Annotated in this window: 21 protein-coding genes; 15 read left to right on the top strand and 6 right to left on the bottom strand. The window is 56.7% G+C overall.

The window, feature by feature from the left end; translation table 11 throughout:
• The first annotated feature begins 15 nt into the window (after positions 1–15).
• Genes I3V23_05425 through I3V23_05415 form a run of 3 tightly spaced genes read left to right on the top strand, consistent with a single transcriptional unit; the run spans position 16 to position 2535 of the window.
• A complete protein-coding gene (locus I3V23_05425) occupies positions 16–906 on the top strand; it encodes an NAD(P)-dependent oxidoreductase (protein QPI86404.1) in 891 nt (296 codons plus the stop codon).
• The gene (locus I3V23_05420) at positions 903–1625 is read left to right on the top strand and encodes an SDR family oxidoreductase (protein ID QPI86403.1); all 723 of its coding nucleotides are present in this window, start codon (positions 903–905) and stop codon (positions 1623–1625) included. The genes I3V23_05425 and I3V23_05420 overlap by 4 nt, the downstream gene beginning before the upstream one ends.
• Before the next feature lie 7 nt (positions 1626–1632).
• On the top strand, positions 1633–2535 hold the full coding sequence (locus tag I3V23_05415) for a DMT family transporter (GenBank protein QPI86402.1): 903 nt from the start codon (positions 1633–1635) through the stop codon (positions 2533–2535).
• Positions 2536–2588: 53 nt separating this feature from the next.
• Here I3V23_05415 and I3V23_05410 read toward each other — a convergent pair whose 3' ends face one another.
• On the bottom strand, positions 2589–3326 hold the full coding sequence (locus tag I3V23_05410; GenBank protein ID QPI86401.1) for an SDR family oxidoreductase: 738 nt from the start codon (positions 3324–3326) through the stop codon (positions 2589–2591).
• A gap of 36 nt (positions 3327–3362) precedes the next feature.
• Positions 3363–5144, bottom strand: a complete 1782-nt coding sequence (locus tag I3V23_05405) for a dihydroxy-acid dehydratase family protein (GenBank protein QPI86400.1) — start codon at positions 5142–5144, stop codon at positions 3363–3365.
• A gap of 135 nt (positions 5145–5279) precedes the next feature.
• Between I3V23_05405 and I3V23_05400 the strand changes: the two genes are divergently transcribed.
• From I3V23_05400 to I3V23_05380, 5 genes are read left to right on the top strand one after another with little or no spacing between them, the layout of a single operon-like run.
• Positions 5280–5795 carry a hypothetical protein gene (locus I3V23_05400; protein QPI86399.1) on the top strand — a complete coding sequence of 172 codons (516 nt, stop codon included), beginning with the start codon at positions 5280–5282 and terminating at the stop codon, positions 5793–5795.
• Positions 5795–6520 (top strand): AzlC family ABC transporter permease, encoded by a 726-nt coding sequence (locus tag I3V23_05395; protein QPI86398.1) that lies wholly within the window; start codon positions 5795–5797, stop codon positions 6518–6520. Before I3V23_05400 ends, I3V23_05395 begins: the two co-directional genes overlap by 1 nt.
• Positions 6517–6846, top strand: a complete 330-nt coding sequence (locus I3V23_05390) for an AzlD domain-containing protein (protein QPI86397.1) — start codon at positions 6517–6519, stop codon at positions 6844–6846. Before I3V23_05395 ends, I3V23_05390 begins: the two co-directional genes overlap by 4 nt.
• Before the next feature lie 15 nt (positions 6847–6861).
• On the top strand, positions 6862–7566 hold the full coding sequence (locus tag I3V23_05385; GenBank protein QPI86396.1) for an RraA family protein: 705 nt from the start codon (positions 6862–6864) through the stop codon (positions 7564–7566).
• A 15-nt stretch (positions 7567–7581) separates the two neighbouring features.
• The gene (locus tag I3V23_05380; protein QPI86395.1) at positions 7582–8346 is read left to right on the top strand and encodes an SDR family oxidoreductase; all 765 of its coding nucleotides are present in this window, start codon (positions 7582–7584) and stop codon (positions 8344–8346) included.
• Between the two features lie 18 nt (positions 8347–8364).
• On the opposite strand, the gene I3V23_05375 is transcribed toward I3V23_05380, so the two are convergent.
• The 3 genes from I3V23_05375 to I3V23_05365 are packed head-to-tail and all read right to left on the bottom strand — an operon-like array spanning position 8365 to position 10985.
• Positions 8365–9255: a phytanoyl-CoA dioxygenase family protein gene (locus tag I3V23_05375; GenBank protein ID QPI86394.1), complete on the bottom strand. Its 891-nt coding sequence runs from the start codon at positions 9253–9255 to the stop codon at positions 8365–8367.
• Positions 9256–9281: 26 nt separating this feature from the next.
• Entirely contained in the window at positions 9282–10205 is a 924-nt protein-coding gene (locus I3V23_05370) for an NAD(P)-dependent oxidoreductase (GenBank protein ID QPI86393.1), read from the bottom strand.
• A gap of 18 nt (positions 10206–10223) precedes the next feature.
• A complete protein-coding gene (locus I3V23_05365) occupies positions 10224–10985 on the bottom strand; it encodes a glucose 1-dehydrogenase (GenBank protein ID QPI86703.1) in 762 nt (253 codons plus the stop codon).
• Positions 10986–11152: 167 nt separating this feature from the next.
• On the opposite strand from I3V23_05365, the gene I3V23_05360 reads away from it, so the two are divergent.
• Genes I3V23_05360 through I3V23_05330 form a run of 7 tightly spaced genes read left to right on the top strand, consistent with a single transcriptional unit; the run spans position 11153 to position 18417 of the window.
• Positions 11153–12193: an L-idonate 5-dehydrogenase gene (locus I3V23_05360; protein ID QPI86392.1), complete on the top strand. Its 1041-nt coding sequence runs from the start codon at positions 11153–11155 to the stop codon at positions 12191–12193.
• The gene (locus tag I3V23_05355; GenBank protein QPI86391.1) at positions 12187–12789 is read left to right on the top strand and encodes a LysE family translocator; all 603 of its coding nucleotides are present in this window, start codon (positions 12187–12189) and stop codon (positions 12787–12789) included. Before I3V23_05360 ends, I3V23_05355 begins: the two co-directional genes overlap by 7 nt.
• Complete coding sequence (locus I3V23_05350; GenBank protein ID QPI86390.1) at positions 12786–13976, top strand: mandelate racemase/muconate lactonizing enzyme family protein; 1191 nt, start codon at positions 12786–12788, stop codon at positions 13974–13976. Before I3V23_05355 ends, I3V23_05350 begins: the two co-directional genes overlap by 4 nt.
• 8 nt (positions 13977–13984) lie before the next feature.
• The gene (locus I3V23_05345) at positions 13985–15361 is read left to right on the top strand and encodes an FAD-binding protein (protein QPI86389.1); all 1377 of its coding nucleotides are present in this window, start codon (positions 13985–13987) and stop codon (positions 15359–15361) included.
• A gap of 13 nt (positions 15362–15374) precedes the next feature.
• Complete coding sequence (locus tag I3V23_05340; GenBank protein QPI86388.1) at positions 15375–16535, top strand: fumarylacetoacetate hydrolase family protein; 1161 nt, start codon at positions 15375–15377, stop codon at positions 16533–16535.
• A gap of 32 nt (positions 16536–16567) precedes the next feature.
• Positions 16568–17452: a sugar kinase gene (locus tag I3V23_05335; GenBank protein QPI86702.1), complete on the top strand. Its 885-nt coding sequence runs from the start codon at positions 16568–16570 to the stop codon at positions 17450–17452.
• Positions 17452–18417, top strand: a complete 966-nt coding sequence (locus I3V23_05330) for an NAD-dependent epimerase/dehydratase family protein (protein ID QPI86387.1) — start codon at positions 17452–17454, stop codon at positions 18415–18417. The genes I3V23_05335 and I3V23_05330 overlap by 1 nt, the downstream gene beginning before the upstream one ends.
• Positions 18418–18472: 55 nt before the next feature.
• On the opposite strand, the gene I3V23_05325 is transcribed toward I3V23_05330, so the two are convergent.
• Positions 18473–19411 carry a 2-hydroxyacid dehydrogenase gene (locus tag I3V23_05325; GenBank protein ID QPI86386.1) on the bottom strand — a complete coding sequence of 313 codons (939 nt, stop codon included), beginning with the start codon at positions 19409–19411 and terminating at the stop codon, positions 18473–18475.
• Positions 19412–19480: the final 69 nt, after the last annotated feature.

The raw sequence follows: 19480 nt of genomic DNA, 5'->3' as shown, positions 1-19480 counted from the left end.
ATAAAAGGAGAGCGCATGACGGCACATATTGGATTTATCGGGCTCGGCCTTATGGGGCGCGCGATGGTGTCTTGCCTCTTGGATGCAGGCCACCCTGTCACGGTTTTGGGTCATAAAGACCGCAGCGGCCTTGAGGCGGCGATTGCAAAAGGCGCGGTTGAGGCGACAGATGCGGCAAGCCTAACGGCGGCGGTCGATATTGTGATGCTTTGCATGGGAACATCGGCACAGGTTGAGGCGCGCATGTTTGGCGATACAGGTGTCTTGGCGGCAGCAAAGCCTGACCAAATTGTGATTGATTTTGGCACATCATTGCCCGCCTCCACGCTGAAGATCGGGGCGGCTCTGGCCGAGAAAGGCGCAATTTACCTCGATGCGCCTTTGGGGCGCACCCCTGCCCATGCCTATGAGGGCAAGTTGAATATCATGTGTGCGGGGGATGAAGATGCTTATGCGCGCGTGAAGCCCATCTTGGATATCTTGGGCGAAAACGTCTTTCACCTCGGAAAACTTGGCAACGGCCATACGATCAAGCTGATCAATAATTACTTTGCGATGACCACGGCGATTTCAATGGCCGAGGCCTTTGCACTGGCCGATGAGGCGGGGATCGCGCGCCAATCGCTTTATGAGGTGATGGCAGCTGGGCCAAACCATTCGGGCATGATGCAATTTATACGCAATTACGCCACGGACGGGCAGATTGATCTGGCGTTTTCGGCACAAAATGCGGCCAAAGATGTCGGATATTACAGGCAAATGGCCGAAGATTTGGGCCTCAATAGCCGTATGTCGGGCGCGGCGAATGCGACACTGGCTGAAATTGTCGCAGGCGGTGCGGGGGATTTGATGGTGCCACAGATTGTGGACTGGATGGCAGAAAATTTGGGAAGGAAATCATCATGAGACTGCAAGGGAAGCGTGTATTTGTAACAGCCGCAGGGCAGGGGATTGGGCGGGCCAGTGCAATCGCCCTTGCGCGTGAAGGGGCGCATGTCATTGCTACAGATTTGCATGATAAATTCCTCACCGATCTCGATGTCGCTGAAAGCTTTGCGTTGAACGTTCTCGATAAGGCAGCTTTGGTTGAAGCCGTGACCAAGGCACAGCCCGATGTCTTGGTGAACTGCTCAGGCGTTGTGCATTCTGGCACGATTGAACAAGCCACTGATGACGAGTTTGATCTGGCGATGAACCTAAACGTGCGGGCACATTTCCATGCCATCCAAGCCGCCGTGCCCGGGATGCTTGAGCGGGGCCATGGGGCGATTGTGAATATCGCTTCGGTCTGCTCATCCCTTCGGGGTTTGCCGAACCGTTTTATCTACGGGACATCAAAGGGGGCGACCATTGCGCTGACCAAACAGGTGGCCGCTGATTACATCACCCGCGGGATCCGCGCCAATTGTATCGCGCCAGGCACAGTGGATACGCCAAGCCTTCAGGGGCGGTTGCATGCCACGGGCAATTATGAGCAAGCGATGAAAGATTTCGTGGCACGGCAGCCCATGGGGCGGCTTGGCACCGCTGATGAGATTGCCGAACTGGTCGTGTATCTGTCTTGCGATGAAAGCAAATATATGACGGGTCAATGCGTGGCCATTGACGGTGGCATGACGATGTAACCCAATCATGAGCGCCCCCGCCCCCAGAGAAAACCGCGTGCTTGCAGGTGTATTGACCATGGCCTTGGCTGTGATCTTTTTCACATGTATCGACACTTCGGCCAAATGGCTGAGCATTGCGGGCATCCCTGTTTTGCAGATTGTCTTTGCCCGTTATGCGGGTCATTTCATTTATGCATTGGCGATTTATCTGCCGCAGGAAGGGCGGGGCGTGTTTCACTCGAATGCGCCAACAAAACAAATTCTGCGCTCTTGTGCGCTATTTATCGGCACAATCATGAATTTTCAGGCGCTGAAATTCCTGCCGATTACCGTGACCACAACCATCTCTTTTGCAGGGCCGATTGTGATCACGCTTATGGCGATCCCCATCTTGGGTGAAAAGGTCGGCCTGCGCCGTATCATTGCGGTTTGTGTGGGGTTTTTGGGGGTGTTGATTGTGATCCAGCCGTGGGGGGCAGAATTCCACCCCGCGATGATCCTCAGCCTTGGAACGCTATTGATGGCCTCCACCTATTTCATCATGACGCGACTTTTGGCGGGGATCGAAACCAATGCCACCCAACAGGTCTGGTCAAGCGGCATTGCCACTGTTGCCTTGGCCCCATTCGCACTGAATGTCTGGGTATGGCCCCAGACACCGTTGGCATGGGTGATCCTGTGCATTATCGGCGGCTTTGGCGCGTTGGGGCATATTGCAGCCACCACCGCGCATCGGTGGGCGGATGCCTCGATCCTTGCGCCGATTATTTACACGCAGGTCTTTTGGGCGGCTTTGGTGGGGATTGTGATATTCAGCACTTACCCCACAATTTGGACCCTGGCAGGGGCGGCGATCATCATCGCTTCGGGCCTTTATATTTGGCAGCGCGAGCGGCAAAAGGGAAAGCGCCCCGTTCTGCCCGAATGAAAAGGGGCGCACCCTCATGGTGCGCCCCCTTTGCACTGCTTGTGCTGAACGGATCAGCCGCGCCCGATATAGGGCATATTCGTGGCCATGACAGTCATGAATTGCACATTCGCCTCAAGCGGAAATTCCGCCATATGCAGAACGGACGCGGCCACATGGGCCACATCCATCACGGGCTCAATCGCGATGCTGCCATCGGCCTGTGGCACGCCCTTGGTCATCTTTTCGGCCATATCCGTTAGGGCATTCCCAATATCAATCTGACCGCAGGCGATGTTGAAGGGACGTCCATCAAGGCTGATGGAACGGGTGAGCCCAGTGATCGCATGCTTAGATGCGGTGTAGGGGGCAGACCCCCACCGTGGCACATAGGCGGAAACCGAGCCATTATTGATGATGCGCCCCCCTTGTGGGGATTGCTTGCGCATGATGCCAAAGGCCGCGCGCGCGGCGATAAAGCTGCCTGTGACATTGATATCAATCAGGTTGCGCCAATCGCTGACGGAGAGTTCATCAATCGGTGCGCCGCCGAGACTGACACCTGCATTGTTGAACAGGGCATCCAAATGCCCCCATGCCTCATATGCGGAGTGAAAGGCACGCTCAACCTGCGCCTCATCGGTCACATCACAGGGCAGGATCAGCGCGTGATCATGGGCCTGTGCCGTTTCCTCCAAGGCTTCGGCGCGCCGTCCAATCAGACCCACGCGCCAACCCTGTTCAAGGAAATGGCGCGCTGTAGCACGGCCAACACCGCCCCCGCCCCCAGTGATGATAATCGTCTTGCCCATAATAGGCCTCCTTCGTATTGCGCTGCCACGCGTGCCTTAGTGGTTATCACGCGGCAGATCGCGTCCGATTTTCTGATAGGCTGTCGCCAATTCCAAACAGCCACCATCAGCCAATTGCCCCACATGGGTGCGGTAAATTTCCTGCCATGGGGTTTGATGGCGCAGTTCTGGTGGGCTCCAAGCATCAATGCGGGCCTGCCATTCCGCATCGTCCACCAAAGCGTTCAAGGTCGAGCTGTTGAAATCCAACCGCACCATGTCGCCCGTTTGAAGATAGGCAAGACCACCGCCAACAACGCTTTCAGGTGAGGCGTTGAGGATCGAGGGGCTTTCGGATGTGCCAGATTGGCGGCCATCGCCCACTGTTGGCAAGTGGCTGATGCCTTGGCGGATGATGTGATCTGGTGGCTGCATATTCACCACCTCCGCCGAACCGGGATAGCCAACCGCACCAACCCCGCGAATGAACAAGATCGTGCGTTCATCAATACCAAGTGCGGGGTCATTCACGCGGTCATGGTAATCTTCAGGGCCTTCAAACACGACCGCCTTTGCCTCGAACACCCCTTCATTTCCAGGTTCCGAGAGAAAGCGCTCGCGGAAATCTGCGGAGATCACGGATGTTTTCATCAAGGCGCTGTCAAAGAGATTGCCTGACAAAACCTTAAACCCAGCATTCTTCCGCAGGGGTTTGTCGTAGGTGGTGATTACACTGTGATCGCGCGAGCTGTGACCATTTAGGTTTTCCCCCATGCTCTGGCCTGTCGCGGTCATTGCATCTTCGTGGATGCGGCCCGCTTTGCGCAGCTCTGCCATGATCGCAGGCACGCCGCCCGCACGGAAGAAGCTTTCCCCCAAATACTCGCCCGCGGGCTGCATGTTCAGCATCAAGGGAACATCATAGCCGATCTTTTCCCAGTCGCGCACATTCAGCTCAACGCCGATATGACGGGCAACGGCCTGCAAATGTGGTGGGGCGTTGGTCGACCCGCCAATCGCAGCGTTGACGACTATGGCATTCTCAAAGGCCTTGCGTGTCATGATGTCTGAGGGTTTGAGGTCTTCATAAACCATCTGCACGATCCGCTTGCCCGTTTCATAGGCCATCGCCATCCGCTCGCGGAACGGGGCGGGAATTGCGGAATTGCCCGTGAGAGACATCCCCAACGCCTCCGCCATCGCGTTCATGGTCGAGGCTGTGCCCATCGTATTGCAATGTCCCAGAGAGGGCGCAGAGGAGCAGACGCGCGACATGAATTCTTCGTAATCAATCTCGCCTGCGGCCAAAAGGCGGCGGCTTTCCCAGACAATCATGCCTGATCCTGCGCGCTTGCCATTCCACCAGCCATCCAACATCGGGCCGCCATTGAGCGCGATTGCTGGCAGGTCGACAGTTGCGGCCCCCATCAGCATGGCGGGCGTGGTCTTGTCACAGCCCGTGGTCAGCACAACCCCGTCAATCGGATAGCCGTGCAGCACCTCGACCAAAGACAAGTATTGCAGGTTTCGATCCAGCGCGGCGGTCGGGCGTTTTCCAGTCTCTTGGATTGGATGCACGGGGAATTCCATCGGCACACCGCCTGCCTCACGGATGCCTTGCTTGATCCGTTCCATCAAAAACACATGGATTTTATTACAAGGCGCCAAGTCCGAGCCCGTTTGCGCGATCCCGATGATGGGGCGTTCACTTTGCAATTCTTCGCGGGTGAAGGTCGAGTTTTGGTAACGCTCGACATATAGCGCGGTCATGCCTGGGTTGTTAGGATTGTCGAACCACTCTTGCGAGCGGAATCGTTTATTTGCACGGGTGTTGGACATTTTTTTCTCCCAATCCTCTCCCTGTCGATTTGGCGCTAAGCGGTGTGTCTACTTACACGCCCTCAGAGCAATCGTAATTTTGGTACACCATTTTCCATGGTTCTCTTGTTATAGAAAATTCAAATGGTATACCAAATGCAAGAGCAAAGCGATTTGAAGGTGGAAATCATTATGAAACCGATTGCTGTTTCTACGATTGCTGTTGGAATTTGGCTGATTGGCCCCGTGCCTGTGGCCGCGCAAGATGCCCGCGAAACCCTTAACGCCTGCCTTTCCGAGCGAATCGAAACCGAAGCGCAGCTGTTGGATTGTGTCAGCGCGGCAATCGAACCATGCCTGTCCGAGCCTGATGATATGAACGCGGTTGCGGCCCTGTGTTTTCGCGAGGCGCGTAGCCAGTTGGATGCAGGGATCAGCGCGGGCATGAGCGATCTGCGCGCCAGTGCCTCCGATGAGATTTCAACTTTGGTCAGTATCGAATTGAAATACGATATTCTCAGCGGCCTTTTGCAATGTGATCGCATGGAGGAATTGGCCGTGGCCCTGTCTGAGTATGACGCCGAAGCCATACAGCGCCAAAAAGCGCAATGTCAGGCCACAACTTCGGGGCTTGCCTATGCACGGCTGACCCTGCGCGGCAGGGAGAATTAATGCGCGAGATCACCACAACGCGCGCAGCCTTCTTCAAGGGGTATGTCGACTGCGCGCCCTTTATTCTGATTGTCGTGCCGTATTCCATGCTCTTTGGCGTGGTGGCCCGTGATGCGGGGCTTGATCTGCTGCAAACGATGACAATGACCGTTTTGGTGATTGCGGGGGCATCACAGTTCACCGCGGTCGCCCTGTTAAGCGACCAAGCGCCCGTGTTCATCGCACTTTTGGCGGCGCTTGTGGTGAACTTGCGGATGGCGATGTATTCGGCAGCCCTTGTGCCTTATGTGGGGCACGCCCGATTTTCGACCCGCGCGCTGATGGCCTATTTGATGGTGGATCAGGCCTTTGCGGTGGCTGTGCGCACCTATGAAGACCGCCCTGATATGCCACCCGCCCATCGGGTTGCCTATTACTTTGGCTGCATGGCGCTGATTTGTCCGTTTTGGTATGGCTGCACGTTTTTGGGTGCGGTCATCGGTGAGGCCATTCCTGCCTCTTTGTCTTTGGATTTTGCCGTGCCTGTATGCTTTATCGCCCTGACCGCGCCTTTGTTGCGGTCGGCCCCTCATGTATTTGCGGCCTTTGTCGCCGCCCTGATGGCCTTAGCCTTTGCATGGCTGCCATGGTCGCTGGGGTTGATCGTTGCGGCACTGTCGGGCCTGATTGCTGGCGCGCAGGCCGAGTTGTTCTTGCGCCGCCGCAAGGCCAAGGGGGCAGCATGATCGATACGGGCGATTTTTGGCTTTTGACGCTTTTGTTGGGGATTGGCACGTTCCTGATCCGCTTTTCCTTTCTGGGGATATTCGGGGGCCGCAGCCTGCCAGATTGGGCGCAGTTGCACCTGAAATATGTCGGTGTATCGGTCTTTCCTGCTTTGGTTGCGCCCTTGGTCATGTGGCCCGAGGCCACGGGGGGGCACATTGATCCTATCCGCATCGTGGCCGCTTTGGCGGCTTTCCTGATCGGTCTGCGCTTTGGCGTTATCTGGTCGATATGTGCGGGCATGGGCACGCTTTATGCGTTGCAATTCCTGTTGCCTAATTTGTGAGAAAGAGAGGCCACCATGATCCACGAGCCGCCGATTTTGACCATCCGAGAAAACTTCCCCCGTCCCACAGCGGCGCAGGTCGCGGCCTTTGAAGGTATCCCAACGGGCTATGTTTGTGATGCGATGGAGGGGCAGGGCGCGATGGAAAGCCTTATCCGCCCACTTTTTGCAGCCACAGGGGATCGCAGTCTTTACACCACGGTTGGTGTGGCCTTGGTGGCTGAAAATGGCCCCGCGGAAATCCTCGCCACGATGGGCGCGCTTCATATTCTGCAAAAGGGCGACATCGTGGTGGCCGCAATGAATGGGGGTAAGAATTGCTCGGCCTCTGGGGATCGGTTCTGTGGCATGCTGAAGAACAAAGGTGCCGCAGGCTTTGTCACAGATGGTGAGATGCGCGATTATGAGGGAATTTTAGAAACGCGCCTGCCTGTATTTTGCACGGGGCTCAGCCCCAATTCGCCTTATTCCAATGGCCCCGCTCGCGTGGGCTTCGGGGCGGTTGTCGGGGGGCGGCAGGTTCAAAGCGGCGACATTATCGTGGCGGATATCAACGGCGTTGTGGTTGTGCCTTTCTCGCGGATTGACGAGGTGATCGCCACCATAGGCGAGATCAGCGCAGCAGAAGATGCGCTTGATGAAAAAGTGCGCAATGGGTTTTGCGAAATGCCTGCCATTGCCGCGATGATCGCGGATGGTCGTGCGAAGATAGTGGATTAAGGGAAGGGACAGGACATGACAAAAGCAGAAAGCAAAATCGACCTCAGCGGTTTGTGCGCGGTGGTGACAGGCGGGGCCCAAGGGATTGGCTATGCGGTGGCCGCGCGCCTTTTACGCTCAGGCGCATCTGTGGCGCTTTGGGACATCAATGGTGATTTGAACGACAAGGCGGTGGCACAGCTTTCCAGCCTTGGGTCGGTGCAGGCCTTTGGCTGTAACGTCAGCGATTATGCATCGGTTGAGGCAGCCGCACAGGCAACCGAGGCCGCATTGGGCCGTATCGACATTCTGGTCAACAGCGCGGGCATTGCTGGGGCAAACGCGGTGGTTGAGGATTACAGCAATGACGAGTTCCGCCGCGTGGTCGAAATCAATTTGCTCGGCACCTATTTCACCAACAAGGCGGTTATCGCGGGGATGAAGGCGCGTAATTTTGGCCGCATCGTCAATATCGCCTCTATCGCAGGCAAAGAGGGCAACCCCAATGCCAGCGCCTATAGCGCCTCAAAGGCGGGGGTGATTGGCTTTACCAAATCCTTGGGCAAGGAATGTGCAGGCCACGATATTGCGGTGAATTGCGTCACACCTGCGGCCGCGCGCACGGCGATTTTTGACCAGATGACGGAAGAGCATATCAATTACATGCTCTCAAAAATCCCGCGCAATCGCTTCCTCGAGGTGGATGAGGCCGCCGCCATGATTGCATGGCTTGTCAGCCCCGAAAATTCCTTCACCACCGCATCGGTGTTCGATCTGTCAGGGGGACGCGCGACCTATTAAAGGGCGCGCGCCTTAAGGTTAGCGAAAGGCGCTTTTGGCGCCTGCGCTTTCTTGCGTTTTGAAAATTGAGCTATTGTCAGGCGCAGGCGGTAAAGGCATGCGCACAGGCACTGTTTCGAGGCGCGGTGTGAGGCAGGCCTTGCCCGTGATGATGCGCTCCTGCAAATCCTCCCAAAAGCGCCGCTGCCCCAATTCGTGGATATAAGACGCAGCGCCAAGGATCGGCCATGCATCTGCTTTGGCGATTTCATAGAATAGAATATAGCGCGGTCTATCGCTGACATTCGGGGCCGATCCGTGCAGAATGCGGGCGTGATGCACCGTCATTGATCCCGCTTTCCCTGTCAAAGTCACGATCTTGTCGCGCTCAAACAGCGGATCATCGGGATTGATCGCCCCTGCAAAAACCCCGTTCATGCTGTGATCCAAAATTGGCCCGCGATGGGTTTCAGGGATCACCATCAACGGGCCATTGGCCGCGTCCACATCCTCAAGCATCAGACCAAAGGCCAGAAGGTCATCATTCGTATGTGGATAGAAAGCCCAATCTTGGTGCCATTCCACCGCCGCGCCACCGCCTGGTGCCTTTGTGTTGAGCTTAGAGGTGATGATGGCCGTATCAGGGCCAAGCAGGCTCGCCAATACCTCGGTCATGCGCGAATTGCGCAGCACCTCCCAGAAATAGGGGTGCTGCTTATGCGGGATCTTGATCCGCGTCAGACGCGGGGTGTCTGGCCCGTGGCCCTTATCGAGATCATAGACCGCGTTGCTTTCGCGCACATCGCGTGACGCTTCGATAAACTGCGCGGTCAAGCGGCGCAGTTCATCCAATTGGGAGGGGCTGACCGCATCCTCCACCATCAGATAGCCATTTTTGTGGTAGGATGCGATCTCGTCTTTGGACAGCATGATAAGCCCCCCTTTTGATACAGGCGTTACTTTTTGCCTTTGGCCACTTCTGCGGCCAAATCCATTCCGTTTAAGTTGCCAATGTGATCCGACAGCATCGGGACAAAATCCCCGCCTTTTCCGATGGCTTCGGCATGGGTGAAATAATGCCGCGCGGCAGAGGCCATGACATTCATCACGCCTGCATCCGTTGCCATCGCATTCACATAGCGGATGTCCTTCGACAGGTTCGCAATCGAGAATTTATGTGCATTCTCGTCTCTGTCGCAGACATATTGCATGAACGTGCCAAAAAATCCCGACCCAAGGCGACTGGGCGCAATCACTTCGCGAAACGCATGGGGCGAGATGCCAACGGCCGCGCCCAAAACAGTCGCCTCAGAATAGAGCGCCGAATAGGCCGCGCCCAAGAAATTCATCAAGAGCTTCATCTTATGGCCCGTGCCCACCTCGCCGATGCGCGTGATGGTGCCAGCCCAGCAATCAATGACGGGATGCACTTGATCAAACAGCGCCGCATCGCAGCCCACCATCGCGTCAAGCATCCCTTCCTCTGCCTCTTTGGGCGTTCGGCCCAACGGGGCATCGACCATATGCGCGCCAACCTCTGCCAGCTTTTCTGCCATGGCCAATGTTGAGGTTGGATCAGCGGTGGTCGTGTCGATCACAATTAAACCTTTGCGCGCGCCTGCGATGATGCCACTTTCGCCCGTGATCACCGCTTCGACTTGGGGCGAGTTGGACAGGCACAGATGGATGATATCGCATTTTGCGGCCATGTCTTGGGGCGATGCGGCCTCTTTCGCACCCATGCTGAGCAAGCTTTCGACAGGCGCGCGGTTGCGGTTGCCCAAGATCCACAGCTCATACCCGCCCTTTAGGATGTTTTTCGCCATCCCATGGCCCATGAAACCTACGCCGATAAAACCGATAACGGGTTTTTGTGTCATAATATGGATCTCCCTTTCCTATAGGCTTGCGGTGATGCCGCCATCGACAAAGAGCGTATGGCCGTTCACGAAACTGGACGCCTCCGCAGATAAAAATACGCAAGCGCCCACCAATTCATCGACCTCCCCCCAACGGCCTGCAGGGGTGCGCTTTTCAAGCCATGCGGAGAATTCAGGGTCAGCGACAAGCGCCGCGTTGAGGGGGGTGTTAAAATAGCCAGGCGCAATGGCATTGCAGTTCAGCCCGTATTTTGCCCAATCGGTCGCCATACCTTTGGTGAGGTTCGCAACCGCACCCTTAGACGCCGTGTAGGGGGCGATAGAGGGGCGGGCGAGGGCGGTTTGCACGCTTGCAATATTGATGATGCGGCCTTTGCCGCGTGCGATCATGTGGCGGGCCACGGCTTGGGCAACATAAAAAACTGAATTCACATTTGTGCGCATCAAACGGTCGAAGGCATCGGCGGGAAAATCCTCAAGCGGTGCACGATGCTGCATGCCTGCGTTATTCACCAAAATATCAATCGCGCCTGTGTCGGCCTCGAATGTATCAATCGCTTGGCGCGCTGCGGTGGCATCGGTGACATCAAAGGCCAATGTCAAAACATTTGCGCCAGTCGCGCGCAGCTTTTCGGCTGCTTCTTCAAGGCGCTCTGCATTGCGGGCATTGAGCACCACCTGCGCCCCTGCCGCGCTGAGGCCCTTGGCCAAGGCAAATCCAATCCCCATTGAGGAACCTGTAATCAAGGCGCGCCGCCCGCTTAGGTCAAACAGCTTCATCATTTCTCCTTCGGGTTTTGGCGTCATGGTTTTGGTGGAATTGGCCGTCCCAAACGCCACCCCCGCCCTTGACATTTCCCGCTGATCCCGCGTTCTATGCGCAAATGGTATACCATTTTTAAGTCGGTGCAAGAGAAAGCCTGACGGCCACAAACGGGGAGGGTGTTTTGGCACAAGCGCTATTCGTGCATGGCTCTGGCGATCTGCGCCTTGGCCCCTGTGAAACGGCCAATCCCGCGGCGGGCGAGGTGCAAGTTGCGCTGCGCCGAGGCGGGATTTGCGGGTCTGATTTGCACTATTTCAACCATGGCGGCTTTGGCACAGTGCGCCTGCGCGAGCCGATGATTTTGGGTCATGAGGTGGCGGGCGAGATCACTGAAATTGGGCCAGATGTAACGGGCTTGGCGGTTGGGGATTTGGTTGCAATCTCACCCTCGCGCCCCTGTTTCGCTTGTGTTGAATGCAAGCGCGGATTGCCCAATCAATGCCTGAACATGCGGTTTTACGGATCGGCTATGCCGTTCCCCCATATCCAAGGTGCGTTTCGCGAGGTGATCACGGCGCGCGCAGAAAACTGTATCAAGGCCGATGGTTTGAGTGCTGCCGAGGCTGCAATGGCCGAACCTTTGGCCGTTGCGCTGCACGCAACCCGCCGCGCAGGGAACCTTGTGGGGCAGCGCGTGTTGGTGACGGGCTGCGGCCCGATTGGCGTTTTGGCCATTATGGCTGCGCGCCGCGCGGGTGCAGGCGAAATCATTGCCACCGATATAAGCGACACGATGCTGGACTATGCGCGCAAAGCGGGGGCAGATACCTGCCTGAACACGGCGCGCGACCCAGAGGCGCTGAGCCCCTATGCCGAAGGCAAAGGCACGGTTGATGTGCTGTTCGAATGTTCGGGCGCACAAGTGGCCCTTGTTTCTGCGCTGCCCGCAATCCGCCCCCAAGGCCGTCTTGTGCAATTGGGAATGTCTGGGGATATGCAGCTTCCTATGATGCAGATCACTGCGCGTGAATTGCAGTTGATGGGCTCGTTCCGCTTCCATGAAGAATTCGCAATGGCCGTGCGGATGATGCAAAACGGGCTGATCGACACGCGGCCCCTGATTACCCACAGCTTTGCATGGGCGGAATTTGCGGCGGCTTTTGCGATGGCCAATGACCGCACGCAGGCCATGAAAGTGCAATTGGAGTTTGGCCCGTGCTGACCTTTGCGCTTGCTGTCATCTTGCTCATCATCACGCCTGGGCCCGGTGTTCTTAGCACCGCGGGCTTTGGCGCGGCTTATGGGTTCAAGCCCTCGCTGCGCTATGTTTTGGGCCTGTTCATCGGCACGAATTTGGTGATGTTGGCGGTCGTGTCTGGATTGGCGGCGGTGGTTTTGTCGGTGCCATGGTTGCGCGTGGTGCTGATGGGGGCCTCGGTGGCCTATCTGCTCTATCTTGCGGCGAAGATTGGTTTTGCGGGCGCAAAAATCGCGTTCATCGAGGCGGCTGCCCCGCCGGGCATCTTGGGGGGTATTTTGCTGCAAGCGATCAACCCAAAGGCCTATGCCGTCAACACATCGCTGATGACGGGTTTTGGGTTTGCGCCCGATAATTTGGTCTTTGAGATCACCATGAAAATCCTGATTGCCAACGCAATTTGGATCCCGATCCATCTGGCGTGGCTTTGGGCAGGGGTGACGCTGCATCGCCTTGATCTGCCGTCTCGCACCCAGCGGATCATCAATATTTTCATGGCATTGGCCATGCTTGGCGTGGTCGGTTTGGCGCTATGGTCAAGTTTCGGAGGTCAGGGATGAAAATCACCAAATTAGAAACCATCCGCGTTGCAGAGCGGCCCAACTTGTTGTGGCTGCATGTGCATACGGATGAAGGTGTGACGGGCCTTGGCGAGACATTTTTTGGGGCAGGCGCGGTAGAAGCCTATATTCATGACACACTTGCCCCTTTGGTCATTGGCGAAGATCCGTTGCGCATTGAATATCTTGCGCGCAAATTGGAAGGGTATCTGGGCTGGCGCTCGACTGGGGCAGAGGCGCGGGCCAATTCTGCCTTTGATATTGCGCTTTGGGATTTGTGGGGGAAGGCCACAGGCCAACCCGTGGCGCAGCTTTTGGGCGGGTTCACCCGTGACAGTATCCGCACCTATAATACCTGCGCGGGCAATGACTATATCAAGAAAGACGAAGGGCAGAACACGCGCAATTTTGGCTTGGGCGCGGGCGATCAATATGATGATCTGAATGCTTTTTTGCATCGCGCTGATGAATTGGCCCACTCCCTTTTGGAGGAGGGGATAACGGCGATGAAAATATGGCCCTTTGATGCGGCAGCCGAAGCCAATGAAGGGGCGCATATTTCTGCGGCGGAATTAAAATCCGCGCTGTTGCCTTTTGAGAAAATCCGCAATGCCGTGGGCGATCAGATGGATATCATGGTTGAATTCCACTCGTTGTGGCAATTGACACCTGCGATCCGTATCGCGCGTGCGCTTCAACCTTATCAAACCTATTGGCATGAAGACCCAATCCGCATGGATAATTTTGCGGCCCTTACCCGCTATGCCAAGGAAAGCCCCGCACCCGTTTGTGCCTCTGAGACATTAAACGGGATTGGCGCCTTTCGTGACCTCTTGGCCGCGCAAGCGGCGGGGATTGTGATGCTGGATTTGTCATGGTGTGGGGGGTTGACCGCTGCGCGCAAAATCGCCGCGATGGCAGAGGCGGAGAAACTGCCCGTGGCCCCGCATGATTGCACGGGGCCTGTGGTCTTGGCAGCCTCAACGCATTTGTCGCTTTCGGCCCCCAATGCCCTGATCCAAGAGAGCGTGCGCGCCTTTTATAAAGGATGGTATGCAGATATCGTCACGGGTTTGCCTGAGGTGAAAGACGGTCATATTTCCGTCAGCCGTGCCGCGGGCTTGGGCATGGAATTGATCCCTGATCTTGACCGCGCTTTCACCACTGCGCGCCGTGTGTCGCAATGAGGGATGAGATGGCGGATCATTCACAGACCATTGTTGCATTGCGCGATTTGTTGGGCGATCGCTTGGTCACGACCGCGGCTGATTTGACCTTGCATGGCCAAAACGAGACTTATTATCCCAATACGCCGCCCGATGCGGTCGCCTATCCTGAGACGACCGAGGAAGTATCGCAAATCCTCAAAATTTGTCATGCGCAGGGATGCCCTGTGGTGGCTTATGGCGCGGCCTCGTCCCTTGAGGGTCAGCATCTTGCCGTTGCAGGGGGGATCAGCTTGGATATGTCGCGCATGACGCGCGTGCTTTCCTTGGATGCCGAAGATCTGAAGGTGACTGTGCAGCCTGGCATTACGCGCAAAGCCCTGAACGAGGAATTGCGCGCAACGGGGTTGTTTTTCTCGGTCGATCCCGGCGCAGATGCGTCAGTCGGGGGGATGGCCGCCACCCGCGCCTCTGGCACAACCGCGGTGCGCTACGGAACGATGCGCGAGAACGTCCTTGCCCTTGAGGGCGTGATGGCCGATGGCACGATTATCCGCGCAGGATCGGGGGCGCGCAAATCTGCGACTGGCTATGACCTTGCCCATCTGTTGATTGGCTCAGAAGGCACGCTGGGTATTATCACGGAATTGACCCTGAAATTGCACGGCGTCCCCGAGGCAATCGCGGCTGCAACCTGCCGTTTTCCAAGCGTTGAGGATGCGGTCAATTGTGTGATCTTAACGATCCAGTCGGGTATCCCCATGGCGCGGATTGAATTGGTGGATGAGATGATGGTGCGCGGCTTTAACGCCTATGCAAAATCAGATTTCCCCGAAATCCCGCATTTATTTTTGGAATTTCACGGCACCGATGCGGGCGTCAAGGAGCAGATGGAGGCCTTCTCGGATATCGCGGGGGAGTTTGGCGCAGATGGGTTTGAGACAGCCACCACCACCGAAGCGCGCAATGCCCTTTGGGCGATCCGCCATAATTCCCATTATGCCAGTGCGGCCTTAGGGCAGGGCGGCCATATCTGGCCCACGGATGTATGCGTGCCGATCTCAAAACTGGCAGAGGCCGTGTTACAGGCGCAACGCGATGCAAAATCCATGGGGCTGACCGCAACGATTGTTGGCCATGTTGGCGATGGAAATTTCCACGCAGGTCTTAGTGTTGATCCCAATGATCCAGATGAAATGGAGCGGGCCGAAAAATTCACCACGGCCTTGGCTGAAACTGCGCTGCGCTTGGGGGGCACTGTTTCAGGTGAGCATGGGATTGGCCTTGGTAAGGTCAAATTCATGAATGCCGAACATGGCGCAGCGGTGGCTTATATGCGGGCGATCAAAACCGCATTTGACCCCAAGAATATCCTCAATCCAAACAAGATGTTTCCAGCGCAATAGGAAAGGGCAAAGCATGATTTCCACAAAAGATTTTGATCCAAAAGGAATTTATGTGGGCCGCGTCTGGCGTCCTGATCTTGGGCCTGCGCTTGTGCGGCTTGAGGGGGGGGATGTGGTTGATATCACGAGCCGTGCCTGCCCCACCATGCATGACCTTCTTGAAGGCGATCATCCTGCGGAAACCGCCCGTGCTGCCAAGGGCGAGGTGATCTGCGGTCTTGACGATCTGGTCGCAAGCAGCCTTGCTGCCGCGCAAACGGGTGATGCCAATGCCTTGCGCCTTTTGGCCCCACCTGATTTGCAGGCGATCAAAGCCTCTGGCGTGACCTTCGCCGAAAGCATGGTTGAGCGCGTGATAGAGGAACAGGCGGCAGGCAATGCAGATTTGGCTGACGGGATCCGCGCCCGTGTAAAGGCGGTGATTGGCGACAGTTTGTCGGGCATTAAGCCCGGATCAGACGCAGCGATGAAGGTGAAATCGGTTCTTCAAGAGGAGGGGCTTTGGTCGCAATATCTAGAGGTCGGCATTGGCCCTGACGCCGAAGTTTTCACCAAATCCCAACCAATGGGGTCGGTGGGCTATGGTGCCCTTGTGGGGCTGCACCCGATGTCCAGTTGGAATAACCCCGAGCCTGAGATTGTTTTGGCGATCAATTCTAAGGGCACGATTGTTGGGGCCACGCTTGGCAACGATGTCAATCTGCGCGATGTCGAAGGGCGCTCTGCGCTGCTGTTGGGGAAGGCCAAGGACAATAATGCTTCCTGTTCAATCGGCCCCTTCCTGCGCCTGTTTGATGACAGCTTTAGCCTTGATGATGTCCGAACGGCGGAGCTGTCCATGCGGGTTGAGGGCACGGATGGGTTCGTTCTGGAAGGGCATTCTTCCATGACCAAGATCAGCCGCGACCCCGCTGATATCGTGGCCCAGACCATTGGGCGGCATCACCAATATCCTGACGGGTTTTTCCTGTTCTTGGGCACGATGTTTGCCCCTGTCAAAGATCGTGACGCGGCGGGTCAAGGCTTTACCCATCACGGGGATGATGTGGTGACGATCACCGAAGCGCGGCTCGGATCTTTGCAAAACACGGTGCGGCTGTCGACCGAATGCCCTGAATGGTGCTTTGGCACGGCAGCCTTGATGCGCAATTTGGCACAGCGCGGATTGATTTAATGGGGTCGTCCTTCATCTCTTTGGGGGAGTGTATGGTCGAGCTGTCCGATCAGGGCGGCGGCCTCTATCGGCGTGGCTTTGCGGGGGATACATTCAACACTGCATGGTATGCGCGCCGCATTTTGCCGCCCTCATGGTCGGTCGCCTATGGCAGTTGCATCGGGGCAGATGCGGCCTCGGGCGAGATGCAGGCCTTTATGGCCGCAGGTGGCATCGATATGGATGCGCTGCGCGTGATCCCCGAGCGCACAGTGGGGCTATATATGATCAGCCTTGATCAGGGCGAACGCAGCTTTTCTTATTGGCGCAGTCAATCTGCCGCGCGCTGCCTCGCCGATGATCCCGCATGGCTTCAGGCCACTTTGGCGGGGCGCGATGTGATCTATTTCTCGGGCATCACCCTCGCAATTCTTTCGCCTGAGGGACGCGCGTCCCTATGTGCCGCTTTAGCGCGGGCGCGCACAGAGGGGGCCTTGATCGCCTTTGACACGAACCTTCGCCCCCGTTTGTGGGAGGATCACGCGACCATGCAAGCGGGCATGATGGCGGGCGCGGCTGTGGCCGATATTATTTTGCCATCATTCGATGAAGAGCAAATCCTGTTCGAGGGCGCGACAGCTACAGACACGATTGCCCGCTATCGCAAGGCAGGGGCGCATATCATCGCGCTCAAAGATGGCGCAGGGGATGTGCAATTGTGGGATGATGCAGGCGGGGTGCGTGTTTTGCCCTGTAGGCCCGTAGACCAAGTGGTCGACAGCACCGCCGCAGGTGACAGTTTCGGCGCGGCTTTCGTGGCCCATGTGGCGCAGGGTCGCGCCTTAGAGGAGGCGGCATTGGCCGCGATGCAGCTTGCGGGTCAGGTGATCCAATGTCGCGGGGCCTTGGTGCCACAGATTTTTGAGGGAGAAACGTAATGCATATTCTGATTATTGGCGGCGGCGGTGTCGTTGGGCAAAAATTGGCCCGATCCTTGGCCGCGCGCGGGCAGTTGCGGGGGAAAGCGATCCGCAAGATCACCTTGGCCGATATTGTCGACCCCGCCATGGTCGAGGCCCCGTTTGACGTGGAGTGCGTGGCCTGTGATATCAGCAACCCTGCCTCGGTCGCGGCCACGCTAGGGGCGGATGTGGATGTGATCTATCTGCTTGCTGCCATTGTATCTGCCCATGCAGAAGAAGATTTTGATGCAGGGCTGTCGATCAATTTGATGGGCACGCTGAACGTGTTGCAGCGCGCGCGCGAATTGCAGACGAAACCAGTAGTGGTCTTTACATCGTCCATCGCGGTTTACGGCGGCGAGGTGCCAGACCCGATTTTGGATCATAGTTTCCTCAACCCGCAAACCTCCTACGGGGCGCAAAAAGCCATGGGGGAATTGTTGGTCAATGATTTCAGCCGCAAAGGCTATATTGATGGGCGTGGCTTCCGTTTGCCCACCATATCGGTGCGGCCTGGCAAACCCAATCGTGCCGCGTCTAGCTTCATGTCATCGATTTTGCGCGAGCCACTAAATGGGCAAGAGGCAATTTGCCCTGTCAGCGATGATTTCCCGCATTTCTATCTGTCACCGCGCAAATGTGTCGAAAACCTTATTCGCGGGGCTGAGATTGAGGCCGCTGAATTGGGCCAAAACCGCTGCATGATGATGCCGGGCAAGATGTGGACAATCCGCCAGATGATTGACGCGATGACGGCTGTCGCGGGGCCTGAGCCTGCCAAGCTAATCCGTTTTGAGGCGCAGCCCGCCATCCAAGAGATCGTCAAAGGGTGGCGGTTTGATTTGCGCCCTGAAAAGGCGCTCAAATTGGGTCTAAGTGCCGATGAAAGTTTCGAGGATAATATTCGCTATTATCTCGAAGACGATAAGCCCGCTGCCTAAGGCCTGCGCGATCTGTAACGAAAACCCCCGCCATGGCGGGGGTTTTTATCTGCGGTCAATTGACGGGCGTGATCAATGCGGTACCCTTCATCAGCGCATGGATATTGTCGCGCTGCAGCGCCGCCATCGCCTCGCGCGTCTCGACTGTGCCAGACCCTTGATGGGGTTGGATCACCACATTGGGCAGGTCATAGAAACGTGGGTTGATATTGGGCTCGTTGAGGAACACATCCAAAGCAGCGCCACCGATCTTGCCATCCTCCAACGCCTCTAGCATCGCGTCTTCGTCAATCGTGCTGCCGCGCGAGATGTTGACGATAATGGCACGCGGGCCAAGCGCCGCAATGACCTCGCGCGAGACGAATTTCGCGGTATCAGGCCCACCCACAAGGGCCACAATCAGATAATCCACGGCGCCAGCAAGACTGACGGGATCCGCGTGATACGTCCAATTTGGCGTCTCTTTCTCGCTGCGCGCATAGTAATGGATATCCATTTTGAACGCGGCCAAACGATTGGCGATTTCGCGGCCGATCCGCCCAAGCCCGACAATGCCCGCACGCCCGCCTGAGAATTTGCGGTTCAGGCGATACTCCCCACCCGTTTTCCATTGCCCCGAGCGTGCCCAATCTGCCGCTTGGGTCATCTCGCGCACCTGCATCAAGAGCATCCCAACGGCAATATCGGCGACATCATCATTCAACACGTCAGGCGTGTTTGACACTTTGATCCCGCGCGCATTCGCGGCGGGGATGTCAATCGCATCATACCCCACCCCATAATTCGCAATCAGCTTGAGGTCAGGCAGCAAATCCATTTCTGCGCCGCCAAAGGCCGTATGCCCTTTGAACGCAAGCGCCTGGATGCTGGCCCTTTTGCTGGCGTCAACGCCCGCAAGATCGGCGGGCGTATCCAGAAAAATGGGGTCAAACGCGGCTTTCAGCCCTGCAATATCGCTCTCGCTATAGGCGCCGATGGCCAGCGTCTGGGTCATGTGAGGATCTCCCTTAGGTAAAAATGGTATACCAAACCTTGTCCCCACCCGTAGGCCGTGTCAATCCGA

It is taken from the genome of Rhodobacterales bacterium HKCCA1288, assembly GCA_015693905.1.
Classification (GTDB): domain Bacteria; phylum Pseudomonadota; class Alphaproteobacteria; order Rhodobacterales; family Rhodobacteraceae; genus M30B80.
This window is presented reverse-complemented; position numbering and strand designations above follow the sequence as displayed.